Raw genomic sequence first — 14784 nt, 5'->3', positions numbered from 1 at the left:
ATCCTCAGCCAGCTATTAAGCCGGATGCAAAACGATAGAGCATTTTCCCTGCATGATTTTATGTTTCAACCAAAATCTCCCTAAATCTTCCTCATCCACGTTTCTTTTTATGATTTATGATTTCTCGCTCTTCGCCCCTCACCGCTTCCGCGCGACGAAAAACAACCGCTCCGCCGTCTCGGTCGGGGGCGCATCGGTGAAATCGGCGGTCACTTCAAGCACCTCGAAGCCAGCGGATTCGAGCCATCGCTCATAGACGGCGCGCTCGAACGTACGCTGTTCGTGCCATTCGTCGAAACGTTCGTATAGATCGCCGCGGCGGACGAAAAAGGTTAATTCATGCCCGACGCTGTGCGGCCAATCAAGCGGATGGCACATCCATATGTAGCTGAGGTCGTCATCCTGGTCCGCAAACACGGCGTCGCGGAACAGGACGTCCATTTTGTAGACCGAATGGACATCAAACAAAAGCAGCCCGCCGCCGCCAAGGGCGCGGGAGACGGCGGCGAACGTCCGCTTCACATCCTCTTCATCCGTTAAATAGTTGAGAGCATCGCAAAACAGGAAGGCGCCATCCAGATCAGAAAACCCGTCGAGCTCCGCCATGTTTTGCTCGAAAAACGGCACCTCCACTCCCTCCGCTTCGGCTTTCGCCTGGGCGACGGCGAGCATATGTTCAGAGAGATCAACGCCGGATACTTGCCATCCGGCCTTGGCAAGGCGGATGGCAAGCTCTCCCGTCCCGCAGCCGATGTCAATGACCCGTCTCCCCGGCCGTTTGGTGTATTGGGCGAATGCCCGTTCAACAAACGATTGCCATGCGTCATACGGCGCCTCAGCCATGAGCGCATCATACCAGTCGGCGAAGCGGCCGTACGTCATGGCTGCAACACAGCCGCGACGTCTTCCGTCGGGGCGTCCCCCCAGAGCCGTTCGAGGTTGTAATACTCGCGCTCCTCTTTGGCAAAAACATGCACAACGATGTCGCCCAAGTCGACAAGCACCCATTTCGCCTCATGGAATCCTTCAACCCGCTTCACCACTAGGCCGTGTTCTTCCGCTTGGTCTTGAATTTCGCGGGCGATGGCCTGCACTTGTTTGTCCGAATTGCCATGGCAAATGACAAAATAATCGGCGACAAGCGAAATGCCTTTCATGTTCAAGACGACAATTTGTTCCGCCTTTTTATCATCCGCCGCGCGGACGACAAGCTGCAACGCCTCTTGTTCCGTCACCGTTTTGCTTCCCCCTTCACTTCACGCATGAGTGAATTGTACGCATGAATCGTATCTGGATAAATGAGCTGGCGCTTCTCAAGCAAAAACGCGATCGTATTTTTCACCGCCTGCAAAAGCGCCCGGTTGAGGTCTTCTTCCGCCAAGCGCCGTACGTCGTCGACGCCGGGGAAGCGGCGCCCTGGTTCAATATAGTCGGCCAAATAAATAATTTTTTCAAGCACCGTCATTCCCGCCCTCCCGGACGTATGGTAGCGAATGGCATCCAGCACCTCCGGATCGTCGATGCCGACTTCTGTCTGCACCAAATAGGCGCCAACGGGCGCATGCCATAGCTCACTGTTGTAAGCAAGCAAATCGTTGGGCATATTTTGCGCCAAAATGATTTGTTTCATTTCCTCGACCGGACGGAATTTGGCATAGTCGTGGAAAATCGCCGCCAGTTCCGCCTTTTTCGCGTCGGCGCCGTATTGCCTGGCGAGCTTAACAGCGGTCTCGACAACGCCAAGCGTATGCTCGTAGCGCTGCTCTGTCAGCTGTTGTTTCACGATCAGTAACGCCTGTTCTCGCTCCATATAGCCCCTTCTCCTCAATATAAAGTCTAACGCCTTCCGGCACAAGATAGCGAATCGTCTGCCCGTTCCGCACCCGCTCGCGGATGAGCGAGGAAGAAACGGCAAACTGCGGCGCCTCAACTTCGATGACCGGATACGGCGTTTCCATGGAAAACCCCGGCCGCTTGACGCCAACAAACGTCACCAACTCGATGAGCTCATCGATGCGGTGCCAATGGGGCAAATATTCGACCATATCGGCGCCGATGATGAAATAAAACTCGTCATTGGGATGCATCGCGACAAGCTGCCGGATCGTATCGTACGTATACGAAGGCCCTTCCCGCTCGAGTTCGATCGTCTCAATATGAAAGCGCGGATGGCCAGCCACTGCCAACTCGAGCATGCGCAGCCGGTCTTCGCTTTTGGTCACTTGTTCGTGCTGCTTATGGGGAGGAAGGCGGTTGGGCAGAAACCAAATTTCTGACAACTGAAGGGCGTCAAGCACTTCATTCGCCATGAGCAAATGACCGTAATGAGGCGGATCAAACGTGCCGCCGAAAATCCCGATTTTTCCCATCTTCTTTCCTCCCGCCGCCTGCCGTGGCTGCTCCCATTGTCAATCAGGCAGAACGATTTGTTTATGCTCCTTCGATTCTTTGTATAAGACGATCGTATTGCCGATCACTTGCACGACTTCCGCCCCCGTTCCAGCCGCGAGCTGCTCGGCGACGGTGCAGCGGTCTTCTTCACAGTTTTGCAAAACGCTCACTTTCAACAGCTCGCGCGCTTCGAGCGCCGCCGCAATTTGTTCGGTCATCGCTTCCGTCACGCCGCCTTTGCCGACTTGGAAAATCGGTTTCAAATGATGGGCTTGAGCGCGCAAAAACCGTTTTTGCTTTCCCGTTAGCATATGTTACCTCCTTAACGCTTCGATGACAAGCTGTTTCATCCGGTTGACATCCGGCCATTGGCCGGTCCACTTTTCGAACGCTAGCGCCCCTTGGTATACGAGCATGCCGACGCCGTTTTGCACACGGGCGCCGCGGGCTTTCGCTTCTTTCAGCCATTTTGTTTCCAGTGGATTGTAAATAATATCGGAAACGATCACCCCTGGGCGCAGCCGTTCAAGAGAAAGCGGCTGCACCTCGACACGCGGATGCATGCCGACAGAAGTGGTATTGATGATAATATCGTATTCGGCCAGCCGCGTTTCGGCCTCGGCGAGTGAAAAATACGCCGAGCGGCGCTCGTCCCCTTCGCGGACGAGCCGCTCCGCTTTTTCCACCGTCCGGTTGGCCATATCGATGCGCTCGGCTGCCGTCGACAGCAACGAAAAGTAAATGCCGCGCGCCCCGCCGCCAGCGCCGATCACCAAAATCCGCTTGCCGTCCAAGGTGATGTTCATTTCCTCTTCCAACGCTTGGACATAACCGAGCCCGTCTGTATTATAGCCGACGAGCCGGCCGTCGTTGTTGATGATCGTATTGACCGCCCCGATGCGGCGCGCATGTTCGTCCACTTCGTCCAAAAACGGAATGACCGCCAGTTTGTGCGGAATCGTCACGTTCACCCCGGCGATGCCGAGCGCCCGCACGCCAGCGATCGCCGCACCGACTTGCCCCGGTTCGACGGAAAACAAATGATAGCGCGCCGGAATGCCCAAACGGGCGAATGCATCATTATGCATGAGCGGCGACAGCGAGTGCTCGACGGGAAACCCAATCAACCCGTATACCTTTTCCACGTTTCTCCCCTCCCGCTTTCCATTAAATCAACGATTGACGGATAAATACGTCGACCCCTTTTGGAGCATGGACGACGAGCTGGGCACCCGGGTCGTTGCACGTCACCCAGCCGAGTCCGGAAAAAACGATGTCCGTCTTCCGCTCTTTGACAGACAGCGAGCGCGGCACAAGCGGCGGAAATTCAGCGGCATAGCGTTTGTTTGGCGGCGACAGCAAATCGCCAAGCTGATTGGCATAAAGGGAGTCGGCTTTTTCCAACTTCGTCCGATGAACCGTCAACTCATTGGCCATGTAGCAGACGAACGAGCGGCGCCCGCCTTTGATGTAATCGAGGCGGGCCAAGCCTCCGAAAAAGAGCGTCTGCCCTTCGTTGAGCTGATAAACGCGCGGATGGATTTCCCGCTTCGGCGTAATGATCTTCAAATCGCGCGCATCAACAAAGTGCGCCATTTGGTGATGGTTGATGATCCCCGGCGTATCATACAGCGTCGCTCCACCCTCAAGCGGAATTTCGATCATATCGAGTGTCGTCCCCGGGAAATATGACGTGGTAATCACATTCCCTTTGCCGGTCGCCTCTTCAATGATCCGATTGATGAACGTCGACTTGCCGACATTCGTGCAGCCGACGACGTAGACATCGCCGCCCTCACGGTAGCGATTGATCGCTTCCATCACCTTCGCCATGCCAATTCCTTTCGCTGCGCTGACAAGGCAGACGTCAACCGGACGCAGCCCGAGCTCTTCCGCCATGCGGCGCATCCAGCGCAGCAGCTTCGGGTATTTGACCGACCTCGGCAATAAATCCGCCTTGTTGCCGACAAGCAAAATCGGATTCTCGGCCGCAAACCGCGGCAAGCCAGGAATCCAGCTGCCGTTGAAATCGAAAATGTCGACGATGTTGACGACAAGCGCCTTCGATTCCCCGATGCGGTGCAGCATGTTTAAAAAATCGCTGTCATCAAGCGGCACGTCTTGCACTTCGTTGTAATGTTTCAAGCGGAAGCAGCGCTGGCAAATGATTTCTTCCTCGTCTTTTTCGAGCACGCTTTTCGGCGCATAGCCCGCCTTTTTCGGATCGTCAAACTGAATGGCCGCTCCGCAGCCGATGCAACGCAGTTGTGGCTCCACGATCATTCCTCCCAGTAAATCATCCCTTTTTTGCGCATCACCTTTAAAATTCTCCGCTCCATTTTTCGATTGAAACGCGTCCATAATCCGTCCGTCTGGGCGACCGGGACGACTAAAATCGTGTTCAGTCCGAGCCGGTTGCCCCCAAGCACATCAGTCAGCAACTGATCGCCGATGACGACGACTTCCTCTTTCTTAAGCTCCATCATCTTTAATGCCTGCAAAAACGCGCGTGTCAGCGGTTTGCGCGCTTCAAAGATGAACGGGATGCCAAGCGGCTCAGCAAACGACTGCACGCGTTGTTTATTATTATTCGATACGATGACGACCTTAATGCCCGCCTGCTTCATCGCATCAAACCATGCGGCCAGCTCCGGGGTGGCGCTCGGCCGATCCCATTCAACGAGCGTATTGTCCAGATCGGTGATGATCCCTTTGACCCCTTTTTGTTTCAGCTCATCCGGAGTAATGTCGATCACACGCTTGGCAAACTGGCTTGGCAAAAAGTAGTGAAGCATGCCGGACACCCGCCTTTCCATTTGCTTTTCCCATCATAGCGAATTTGATCGTTTGTTTCAAAACAAAGTTTGCCAATGATAAACAGAAAAAATTTTCGACAAATTTTGCATCTCTCCATCTTGTGGATAACTGTTGCCCACATTATACACAAGCTGGCCATCACACTTCCTACTCTTTATAAACATGTTTTCCACATGTTATCCACCGCTTCCTGTGGATAACAGAACGGTTGTTCTCTTTCACAAGTCATGGTACATTGTAAGTAACCTACCATTATATGTATGACATGTTTGGCATATTCCATCCAAAAAAGGAGGACGCCCCCGATGAAACATTTGTCCGACGAGCTGTTGATCGAGTCGTACTTCAAGGCGAAAGAACTCAACCTCAGCCCGGAATTCATCGAGTTGATTGAAAAAGAAATCCAGCGCCGTTCATTGACCCACAAAATTAAGCTGTCCTCATAAGCGAAGGCCTTCGGGCTTTTTTTGTTTCGGAAAGCCTTAGCGCTCATGCGCCTCGCACCAATAGCCGAGCCGCTCGCCGACTTTGATCGGCATGGGCGCAACAATGCGCGGGTCAGGGGCGAAACTTCCGCGTTCAAACAGCAAGACGACCGTTGAACCGAACGAAAAATACGCCATTTCCTCTCCTTTTACAAGCTGCTCACCCTCATGGGTCAATTCAATGCTGTTGACGAACATGGCGCCGATTTTCACGATCGCCAAGCGCTTGCCGCCGGCTGTGACCTCGGTGATGAGGCGGTAATTTTTCTCGAGCGGCCGACGCCCATATTTTAAGCCAAGACGGTTGACCGGATACGACTTGCGGCCGAGCGCCCACTGCTTTTCGATCACTCCAGATATTGGGCTGTGGATGCGGTGATAATGACTCGGGCTTAAATACAGAATAAAAAAGAACCCGTTCACATACGGTTGTGCCGCTTCAACGCTGCCGAGCATTTCTGCAATGGAATACGGCTTTCCCTTGACGATCATTTCGCAGTTTTCTCGAATCGTGCCCATGTCTTCAATGACGGCGTCGACCGGGCTGACGACCGTATGCTCATCAGCGTCGACCGGCCTCACCCCAGCCTTCAGCCGGCGGACGAACAGTTGCTGCAACGTCTTATAATTTTTTAAGCTTTTTTCCATTTCGTCTTGGTTAATATGATAAATTTTTGCATACGATGATATCAATAGCCCGCTGAGTCGCGATTTGGCAAACGAAGCGAGCAGCTTTGAAGAAAGCGAGTGATTGGTCAGCTCGATGAACAAACGATAAAGCCATTTTCGCAAGCACGTTCCCTCCAATAGCGCAACATCGCCATTCGTTACTACCTTCCATATTACCGCCAAAATGAGTATAATGGTAGTAGAATTTTCTTTTGGCGTTTTCTGTTGGAAAAGGAGTGGGGAAACTTGTTCTTATCGGACTATTTAGATTATACGTTAAAAAAGCTGAAAGCAAACGTGGCAAACATTTTGACGATGACAAACCTGTCGCTTGGCGGCTTTTCCGTCCTGGCTACGCTGAAAGGGCAGCTTCATATGAGCGTGCTGCTCGTTTTTTTAGCAGCGTTTGTCGATCGCTTTGACGGCGCTGTGGCGCGCAAGATGAACATTGAATCCGAACTTGGCAAGCAGCTCGATTCGATGAGCGACATCGTCTCCTTCGGCGTCGCTCCCGCCTTGCTGATGTACCAAGGCTTGTTCCATGAGTTCGGCGCGCCCGGCGCGGTATTCACCGTTTTGTACATCGCTTGCGGCGCCTTCCGCCTCGCTCGCTTCAACATCACAGAAAACAACGGCTACTTTGCGGGGCTGCCGATCACCGCCGCCGGGGTGCTGATGACGCTCGGCTATTTAGCCATCCCGTACTTCCCGCCGCAATCGTTTATGTTTTTGGCGCTCATTTTATCGTTTTTAATGGTCGGCACGTTTAAACTGAAAAAAATATGATGATCATCGGAGCTGCCCTTTCCGTCATCCTAATGGAGCGGGCGGCTTTTTGCGTCTCATGTCACACCTTTTTCCCTTTTCAACCTCCTATATTCAGTATATGATAAATATGGTTTCTTCATAAAAACGCCCAATGGCGTAGATCGTTCGTATGGAAAAAGCGGGGGGATTCATTTGGACAAAACATCGGTCATCGGCATCATCCTTGGTGTCATTGCCGTCGGGCTGGGCATGTACTTTAAGGGCGTTTCGCCTGCTGTATTGATCAATCCGGCCGCCATCCTCATCATTCTCGTCGGGACGGCGGCAGCGGTCGTCATCGCCTTTCCGACGCACGAAATTAAAAAAGTGCCAAAGCTTTTCAAAGTCATTTTCACGGAATCAACGACGCCGACGGTCGAACAACTGATTCCGCTGTTCGTCGATTGGGCGAATATCGCCCGCCGCGAAGGGCTGCTGGCGCTCGAGGCGAAATTGGACGACATTGACGACCCGTTTTTGCGCAACGGACTCAGCATGGCAATCGATGGGCAAACGCAAGAGTTCATCCGGGATGTCATGACAGAGGAAATCGTCGCCATGGAAGAGCGCCACGAAGCGAATGCCGCGATTTTTTCCCAAGCAGGCACGTACGCGCCGACGCTCGGGGTGCTTGGGGCCGTCATCGGCCTGATTGCCGCCCTTGGCAATATGGAAAACATCGCCGAGCTCGGCAAGGCGATCAGCGCCGCTTTTGTCGCCACGATGCTCGGCATTTTCACCGGCTATGTGCTTTGGCATCCGTTTGCCAACAAACTGCGGCGGAAATCGAAGGAAGAGGCGCGCGTGCGCTACATCATGATTGAAGGGGTGCTGTCCATTTTGGAAGGACAAGCCCCGCGCATGATCGAACAAAAACTCGCCTCATACTTGCCGGAAAACGAGCGGCGCCAAGCGCTGGTGCAAGGGGAAACGGCCAATGGCTAAGAAAAAAAAGAACAAGCATGACGACCATATGAGCGAGGCATGGCTGATTCCGTACGCGGATTTATTGACGCTATTGCTCGCCCTATTCATCGTCTTGTTTGCGAGCAGCCAAATCGACCAAAAGAAGTTTCAAGAAATTGCGCGCGCCTTTAGCACCGCCTTTGCCGGCGGAACGGGTGTTCTTGACTTTCAAAGCCCGATCGAGCCGATCACTCCACCGGCCCAAGACGAAGAAGGACGGCATCAAGCAAAGCAGCCTTCCCCAGCCGTAAACGGAAAGGAAAAAGAAGAATTAGGGCAAATCAAAGCGAAAATCGACAGCTACATCCACGACAACAAGCTGACGGGAAAACTGCAGACTTCCTTGACGGACGAAGGGCTCGCGATTACCATTTTGGATGATATTTTATTCGACTCCGGCAGCGCCGAAGTGCGCATGAAAGACCGGCGTCTTGCGGCGGAAATCTCCGCTTTGCTCGTCATGAACCCGCCGCGCAATATCATCATCAGCGGCCATACGGACAACGTGCCGATCCATAATGAGAAATTTGCTTCCAACTGGGAGCTGAGCGTCATGCGCGCCGTCAATTTCATGAAAGTGCTGCTTGAAAACAAGCAACTCGATCCGCGCTATTTCAGCGCCAAAGGGTATGGCGAATACAAGCCCATCGCCTCCAACGCCACCGCTGCCGGGCGGATGAAAAACCGGCGTGTCGAAATTTTAATTTTGCCGCGCACCGACGTCAATGATTCGTCCACATCCACTCAGTGACCGCCGCGCCTTCAGCGGGCGGTTTTCTTTAGCCGTCGCTTTGCCAAAACTCTCTTTTCCATGTCCAAACAGAAAAACCGGCGGTTCGCCGGTTTTTCCTCCTTCGTCCGCAAAGACCTTTATTCGAAAAAATCAAAGCTTGATCGTCCATTTAATGACTCCGGCTTTGGCAAGCGCCTCAACCAAAATGACAACGACCGGCCCGACGAACAACCCGATAAAGCCAAGCAGCTGAAACCCCAGATAGACGCTGACGAGCGCGGCGAGCGGGGAAATGCCCAAATTGGTGGAAAACACTTTCGGCTCAATGATCCGGCGCACGACGGTGATGACGACAAACAGCACGATGAGCCCGATGCCAAGCGTATTGTTGCCGTTCGCCATGCTGATGAGCCCCCACGGAACAAGCACGGAACCCGTTCCTAAAATCGGCAAAATATCAACGACGACGATGACCAGCGCCATCAACGCCGCATAGTCGACCCCCAACACGAAAAGGCCAGCCAGCGCGAGGAAAAACGTAATTAAACTAAGCAAAAACTGCGCTTTTAAAAAGCCGATCCCCGCTTTGCTCAGCTGGGCGACGACCATCCCAAGCCGCTGTTCGGTCCGTTCGGACAAATAGCGGCGCATGCCTTGCTTCAGCTGCGGCAAATCGAGGCAAATGAGAAACAGTGCGATCAAATACACTAAAAAATGAATCAAAAACGCCGGAATGGCGGCAATATAATGGACGAGCGACTGCGTCAAGTTGGTCGCAAACGACAAAAGCATTTGCTCGACGGTATTGACGCCGCGTTCAAGCGAATCGATGATTTCCTGCGGAATGGAGCTGGAATACGACTGCCACGTTTGAATGAGGCGGTCGAGCACTTTCGTCGCTTCGTTTAGCACATAAGGCAGTTTTTGCGAGAGCGCCATCACTTGTTGCACAAAAATCACGACTAGAAAGTAAAGGGAAAGCCCAAGAATGATGATGAACAATGAAAAAATCACCGTGACGGCGTGCGCGCGCTTCAGCTTATAGTTTTCTTGCAATCGGCGGATGGACGGCTCGAGCAAAAGCGCGGTCGCAAGTGCGAAAAGAAGAGGCACGCTGTATGGCACAAGCCATAGCCCCACAGCGAATAGCAACGCAATGATAATCCAACGTTTCACGTTCGTCCCTCATTTTTCATAAAAATTTAGCCAAAAGATGGTTCATGTATAAATATAGCCGACAGCATGCGGACGGGCAACTATTTCATGCGCTCGTTTTCATCTGCAGCGCGGCGTCGTCGTTGCCAAACGATGTAAATCGCCGCCACCGCCACCGCCGCTGCAATAGCCGGTCGGACGTATGGCGCCGCCATCTCGTCAATTTGCCGCCATCGTTGGCCAAGCTGCTCTCCCAACCAAATAAACAAGATGGACCATGGGATGATGGCCAACACCGTGTAAATCGTAAACGGCAACCACTTCATCCGCGCAATGCCGGCGGGGATCGAAATCGCATGGCGGACAACGGGGATAAACCGGGCGCTGAAAATGACGCCGGGGCCAAATTTCGCAAACCAGCGTTCCGCCACATCCAAATGTTTTTTCTGGATCAATACATATTTCCCATACTGATCTAGAAACGGCCGTCCGCCATAGTAGCCCATCCAATACAAAAACAACTGCGCCACCGTGCCGCCTATTGTCCCAGCTGCCACGGCCCCAGCAAATGAGACATCCCCCCGCGCTACCAAATAACCGGCATAAGCCAACACGATCTCGCTGGGGATCACTTCCACCATCAAGGCGAGAGCGATGCCGACATAGCCTAAACTGGTCAAAAAGGAAAACATCGATTGAATGACTTCGTGCACCGTTTTTCCTCCTTGTCTTTCGCTTCCTTGTCCATTTTTTCATTATACTATACGTTCCTTGCCAACAAAACGGGAAAAGCGGCTGATCATTCAGCCGCTTTCACGAGTGTCGATGATCATCTATATAGATGCAATTTAAAGCTTTAACATTTTTCGTCTTTGCCGGTCATTGCATCCGACTGTCGAGTGACCGAACAGCGCCGCTTCCAGACCCATGAATGGGTCTGTGAAGCGGCATTGTTCGGTCTTCCGTCACGCTAAGGCGTGACGGAGGCAAGCCACACGCTTGCCTTCGACAGTCGAAAATGGGCAAACCACTTTTCTGTCAAGGATATGTTAAACTTCTTTGTTGCATCTATATANGCAAGCCACACGCTTGCCTTCGACAGTCGAAAATGGGCAAACCACTTTTCTGTCAAGGATATGTTAAACTTCTTTGTTGCATCTATATACATAGTTATTATTGGTTAATCAACACATCTGAGCCACTTTTCTCTTAGGCGCTTTGCTGCTGCAGCTCAGCGATGTATTGTTTTCCTTGTTCTTCGTTATATTGCCCTTCCCATTTCGACATCACAACCGCCGCCAGCGAGTTGCCGATGACGTTGACCACTGTGCGCGCCATGTCCAAAAGGCGGTCGATGCCGGCGATAAACGCCAATCCTTCAACTGGAATGCCAACCGTGCCAAGCGTCGCCAATAAGACGACAAACGATACGCCTGGGACACCGGCAATCCCTTTGGACGTCACCATTAAAACGAGCACAAGCGAGATTTGCTGCGAAATCGGCATGTCGATGCCGTACAGTTGAGCGATAAAGACAGCCGCCAGCGCCTGATAGAGCGTTGACCCATCCAAGTTGAACGAATAGCCGGTCGGAACGACAAAGGATGTTACAGCCTTTGAACAACCGAATTTCTCCATTTTTTCCATAACCTTAGGCAACACGGTTTCCGAGCTCGACGTGCTATAGGCAAGCACTAATTCATCCTTTAAGATTTTTATAATATGGAAAATATTTGTACCTACCAATTTGGCCACAGCGCCAAGCACCACCAACACGAAGAACGCCATGACCGCATAAACGAGCACAACAAGCTTGCTGAGCGGAAGGAGCGAAGCGACGCCGAATTTCGACACCGTCACGCCGATCAAGGCGAAAACGCCAAACGGCGCAAACTTCATCACTTGGTTCGTCACATAAAACATCGCTTCCGCTGTGCCTTGGAAAAAGCGAAGCACCGGTTTCCCTTTTTCACCGATCGCGGCTACGCCCAACCCGAACATCACCGAGAAGAAGATGATCGGCAGCATATTCCCGGTCGACAGCGCTTCAAACACGTTTTTCGGCACGATGTTGACAAATGTTTCAACCATCGAATGGTGCTGCACTTCGTTCGTCGTATCGACATACGACTGGATATCCGTTTTCTCAAGCGACTTCATATTGACGCCGACGCCTGGTTGGAAAATGTTCGCTGCCAAGAGGCCGACGATAATGGCAATCGTCGTAATGATCTCAAAATAAAGGATCGTTTTGCCGCCCAACTTTCCGAGCTTTTTCACATCACCGACGTTGGCGACGCCGACAATCAAGCTCGAGACGACGATCGGGATGACGATCATCTTAATTAAACGGAGAAAAACATCTCCGATCGGCTGCAAATACGTCGCTACTTTAGGGCTTCCGTAAAAAATGGCCCCAACCATAATCCCGAGAATAAGGCCGATGAAAATTTGCCATGCCAAGCCGATCTTGCGCATGATGCTTTTTCGCCTCCTTTAGACAAATTTAGACAAAAGACGACAAAATTATTTTACTTTTAAAAATAAAATCTGTCAATATTTTTGATTGAAATCGCTTCATCAAAGGATATAAATGAAAGAATTCAGTTTTTTAAAATAATTTCTATTCTTCCACTACTGAAAAAGCGGGTCGCTGCACCAGCAACCCGCTTTTGTTATGACCGCCGTTTTTCTTTTTCCTGCCGATAAAACTCGTGAAACATTTTCATTAATGCCCGTTTTTCAATGCGCGAGACATAGCTTCTCGAGATGCCGAGCTCTTTGGCGATTTCACGCTGCGTTTTTTCCCGCTGCCGACCGAGGCCAAAGCGATTGATGATCACCTCTTTTTCCCGCTCATCAAGCACGCTGATATATTGTTTGACTTGTTCGAGCTCCATGTTCAAGTGGATTTCATCGACGATGTCTTCGCCTTCGGCTTTTAAAATATCAAGCAGGCTGATTTCGTTTCCTTCTTTGTCCTGGCCGATTGGCTCATGCAACGAGACGTCTTTGCGCGTTTTTTTTAATGAACGCAGGTGCATCAGAATTTCGTTTTTTATGTCATTAGTGTGCGGAAATAAATAGAAATCAAAACAAAACAATTTCAATATCATCTTTGTCAAGTACACGAATTTCTTTTATCACTTTGCGTACTATTGCCTGTTTCGTCTCAAAGCTTAATTCATCTTTATGCCGCGTGAAAAAGTCCATCGCTTCACGTAATATATGCTCGCTAGGTTTTTTATCTTGCAGTGCCCTTAATTGTTGTTCCAACTGAGTGTATTGCTCCGTTAAATCCTTTTCCCGCTGTTGTAGATGGCGGATTTCTTGTTTGATTTCCTCTAAGTCAATCTCATCATCGGACATTGCCACAAGACTTAATAATCTTTTACGCCCTTTCCTTGCCCGCTCAATTTCTTTTTCCAGCCTGTCGAGCTCTGCTTTTTCAAAGTTGCCATCTGTTCTCTCAGGCTGGAAATCGCTTAACCGATCGGGATTGTTGAATATGTCCATTAAATGAGACCATACAACTTTTTCAATTTCGTCCGCTCTAACAGTCATCCCGCAGCCCCTGTGCTTAGCGCCTGCTGTGTTCTTTATGTCCGTATACTCGCGATAATACTTCCCCCAATTCTTCGTATATCTCCCTGTCATCGTATTGCCGCACTGGGAGCAGCGCAATAAGCCGGACAGCAAGTATTTATGCTTGGTCGTTTTGGCATAACGGCGCCTGGACTGCTCTAACAGCATTTGCGCTCGCTTGAACTGTTCTTCCGTCACGATCGCAGGCACATCGACATAAATCCATTCCTCTTTTGGGCGCAGTGTCATGGGCACTTTCTGATCCTTGCGATATCGGTTTGCAATCATTCCTTCCGTATTCCACCGGTTTTGCGGCCTTTTCCCCATATACGTTTCATTCATCAGGATTTGCCGCACCACTTGACGATGCCAGACCGTTTTGCCTGTTTTCGTTTTCACTTTTTTCTCTGTTAGATAATGAGCAATCCCATTGATCCCTTTAAACCGATCCTGGCGGATAAAACTGTCAAAAATAAACCGGACAATTTCTGCTTCTTCTTCGTTTATCACAAGTTGGCCCGTTTGTTTATCATAATCGTAGCCATATATCTTATCATCTTTGACAATCTTACCTTCTTTGGCTTTTCTCAGCCTCCCAGCCATTGTACGCTCCCGGATCTTCGCTTTCTCAAACTCGGCAATGGCTCCCCTAAGTGAAAAAAACAGCTTGCCTTCGGGCGTATTTTCGTACTCTCCGTTCACAAAAATGAGTTCAACGTTATTTTTGCGCAGCTCATCGTCAAGGAGCAACTGATGCATAAGATTTCGCGCTAAGCGATCGGGATCGTAAACGATAACGGCCTCAATAAGCCCTTTCCTTACATCATCCCGCAGCTTTTCAAGCCCTGGGCGCTCTAAAAATTCCCCGGAGTAGCCTTCATCCGTATATATCAGCACTTGGTCTGTTCCTGCTTTTTTCTTGGCCTCATCAATCTGGTGGGCGATCGAATACCCCTTTTGAGCTGATTCCTCCGTCGATACTCTTGCGTAGATCGCCTTCATCTTTTTGGGCTAGCTCCTTTCTTACCATGTATATCTTTATTAAATAATGATAACAGTCCTTAATTGACTTGTCAGTATGCTCCCCATATATGATGCGTACACGCATGCGCATACCCCCTTGCTGAAGGATATGCGCTCATCGTTTGTACACATGACCCATAAAAAAACAGATAA

17 protein-coding genes and 1 pseudogene are annotated in these 14784 nt (G+C 50.9%); 4 read left to right on the top strand and 14 right to left on the bottom strand.

The features are described from left to right. Positions 1-138: 138 nt before the first annotated feature. The 8 genes from T260_RS122055 to T260_RS122090 are packed head-to-tail and all read right to left on the bottom strand — an operon-like array spanning position 139 to position 5186. The gene (locus T260_RS122055; RefSeq protein ID WP_011231998.1) at positions 139-882 is read right to left on the bottom strand and encodes a class I SAM-dependent DNA methyltransferase; all 744 of its coding nucleotides are present in this window, start codon (positions 880-882) and stop codon (positions 139-141) included. After that, a complete protein-coding gene (gene rsfS, locus T260_RS122060) occupies positions 879-1235 on the bottom strand; it encodes a ribosome silencing factor (protein ID WP_011231999.1) in 357 nt (118 codons plus the stop codon). The genes T260_RS122055 and rsfS overlap by 4 nt, the downstream gene beginning before the upstream one ends. Continuing rightward, positions 1232-1810, bottom strand: coding sequence for a bis(5'-nucleosyl)-tetraphosphatase (symmetrical) YqeK (gene yqeK, locus T260_RS122065; RefSeq protein ID WP_011232000.1), 579 nt, complete (start codon positions 1808-1810; stop codon positions 1232-1234). Before yqeK ends, rsfS begins: the two co-directional genes overlap by 4 nt. Then, positions 1719-2369, bottom strand: a complete 651-nt coding sequence (locus T260_RS122070) for a nicotinate-nucleotide adenylyltransferase (RefSeq protein ID WP_011232001.1) — start codon at positions 2367-2369, stop codon at positions 1719-1721. Before T260_RS122070 ends, yqeK begins: the two co-directional genes overlap by 92 nt. Before the next feature lie 39 nt (positions 2370-2408). After that, the gene (gene yhbY, locus T260_RS122075; protein ID WP_014196388.1) at positions 2409-2702 is read right to left on the bottom strand and encodes a ribosome assembly RNA-binding protein YhbY; all 294 of its coding nucleotides are present in this window, start codon (positions 2700-2702) and stop codon (positions 2409-2411) included. Between the two features lie 3 nt (positions 2703-2705). Beyond that, entirely contained in the window at positions 2706-3536 is an 831-nt protein-coding gene (gene aroE / locus T260_RS122080) for a shikimate dehydrogenase (protein WP_011232003.1), read from the bottom strand. 22 nt (positions 3537-3558) lie between these two features. Next, positions 3559-4668, bottom strand: coding sequence for a ribosome biogenesis GTPase YqeH (yqeH, locus tag T260_RS122085; RefSeq protein WP_011232004.1), 1110 nt, complete (start codon positions 4666-4668; stop codon positions 3559-3561). Between the two features lie 2 nt (positions 4669-4670). Further along, positions 4671-5186 carry a YqeG family HAD IIIA-type phosphatase gene (locus tag T260_RS122090; protein ID WP_011232005.1) on the bottom strand — a complete coding sequence of 172 codons (516 nt, stop codon included), beginning with the start codon at positions 5184-5186 and terminating at the stop codon, positions 4671-4673. Positions 5187-5513: 327 nt separating this feature from the next. Here T260_RS122090 and T260_RS122095 point away from each other — a divergent pair, with 327 nt between their 5' ends. Further along, the gene (locus T260_RS122095) at positions 5514-5654 is read left to right on the top strand and encodes a sporulation histidine kinase inhibitor Sda (RefSeq protein ID WP_008879941.1); all 141 of its coding nucleotides are present in this window, start codon (positions 5514-5516) and stop codon (positions 5652-5654) included. A gap of 36 nt (positions 5655-5690) precedes the next feature. Here the strand turns inward: T260_RS122095 and T260_RS122100 are convergent, their stop codons facing one another. After that, positions 5691-6485 (bottom strand): phosphatidylserine decarboxylase, encoded by a 795-nt coding sequence (locus tag T260_RS122100; RefSeq protein ID WP_011232006.1) that lies wholly within the window; start codon positions 6483-6485, stop codon positions 5691-5693. A gap of 123 nt (positions 6486-6608) precedes the next feature. Here T260_RS122100 and pssA point away from each other — a divergent pair, with 123 nt between their 5' ends. The 3 genes from pssA to motB all read left to right on the top strand — a co-directional run bounded on the left by pssA (position 6609) and on the right by motB (position 8886). Then, a complete protein-coding gene (gene pssA / locus T260_RS122105; RefSeq protein WP_014196390.1) occupies positions 6609-7148 on the top strand; it encodes a CDP-diacylglycerol--serine O-phosphatidyltransferase in 540 nt (179 codons plus the stop codon). A 174-nt stretch (positions 7149-7322) separates the two neighbouring features. Further along, positions 7323-8114 carry a flagellar motor stator protein MotA gene (gene motA, locus T260_RS122110; protein WP_011232008.1) on the top strand — a complete coding sequence of 264 codons (792 nt, stop codon included), beginning with the start codon at positions 7323-7325 and terminating at the stop codon, positions 8112-8114. Further along, positions 8107-8886 carry a flagellar motor protein MotB gene (motB, locus tag T260_RS122115; protein ID WP_013524187.1) on the top strand — a complete coding sequence of 260 codons (780 nt, stop codon included), beginning with the start codon at positions 8107-8109 and terminating at the stop codon, positions 8884-8886. The genes motA and motB overlap by 8 nt, the downstream gene beginning before the upstream one ends. Before the next feature lie 132 nt (positions 8887-9018). On the opposite strand, the gene ytvI is transcribed toward motB, so the two are convergent. The 5 genes and pseudogenes from ytvI to T260_RS122140 form a co-directional block, all read right to left on the bottom strand. Continuing rightward, positions 9019-10044, bottom strand: a complete 1026-nt coding sequence (gene ytvI / locus T260_RS122120) for a sporulation integral membrane protein YtvI (RefSeq protein ID WP_011232010.1) — start codon at positions 10042-10044, stop codon at positions 9019-9021. Between the two features lie 80 nt (positions 10045-10124). Continuing rightward, positions 10125-10736 carry an undecaprenyl phosphate transporter UptA gene (gene uptA / locus T260_RS122125; RefSeq protein ID WP_011232011.1) on the bottom strand — a complete coding sequence of 204 codons (612 nt, stop codon included), beginning with the start codon at positions 10734-10736 and terminating at the stop codon, positions 10125-10127. A 496-nt stretch (positions 10737-11232) separates the two neighbouring features. Beyond that, the gene (locus T260_RS122130) at positions 11233-12501 is read right to left on the bottom strand and encodes a cation:dicarboxylate symporter family transporter (RefSeq protein ID WP_011232012.1); all 1269 of its coding nucleotides are present in this window, start codon (positions 12499-12501) and stop codon (positions 11233-11235) included. 197 nt (positions 12502-12698) lie between these two features. Beyond that, positions 12699-13085 (bottom strand): annotated as a pseudogene (locus T260_RS122135) (sigma-70 family RNA polymerase sigma factor); the annotation flags it as partial. A gap of 28 nt (positions 13086-13113) precedes the next feature. After that, a complete protein-coding gene (locus T260_RS122140) occupies positions 13114-14610 on the bottom strand; it encodes a recombinase family protein (protein WP_023634643.1) in 1497 nt (498 codons plus the stop codon). Positions 14611-14784 lie beyond the last annotated feature (174 nt).

It is taken from the genome of Geobacillus thermopakistaniensis, assembly GCF_000498995.1.
Classification (GTDB): Bacteria; Bacillota; Bacilli; order Bacillales; family Anoxybacillaceae; genus Geobacillus; species Geobacillus thermoleovorans.
This window is presented reverse-complemented; position numbering and strand designations above follow the sequence as displayed.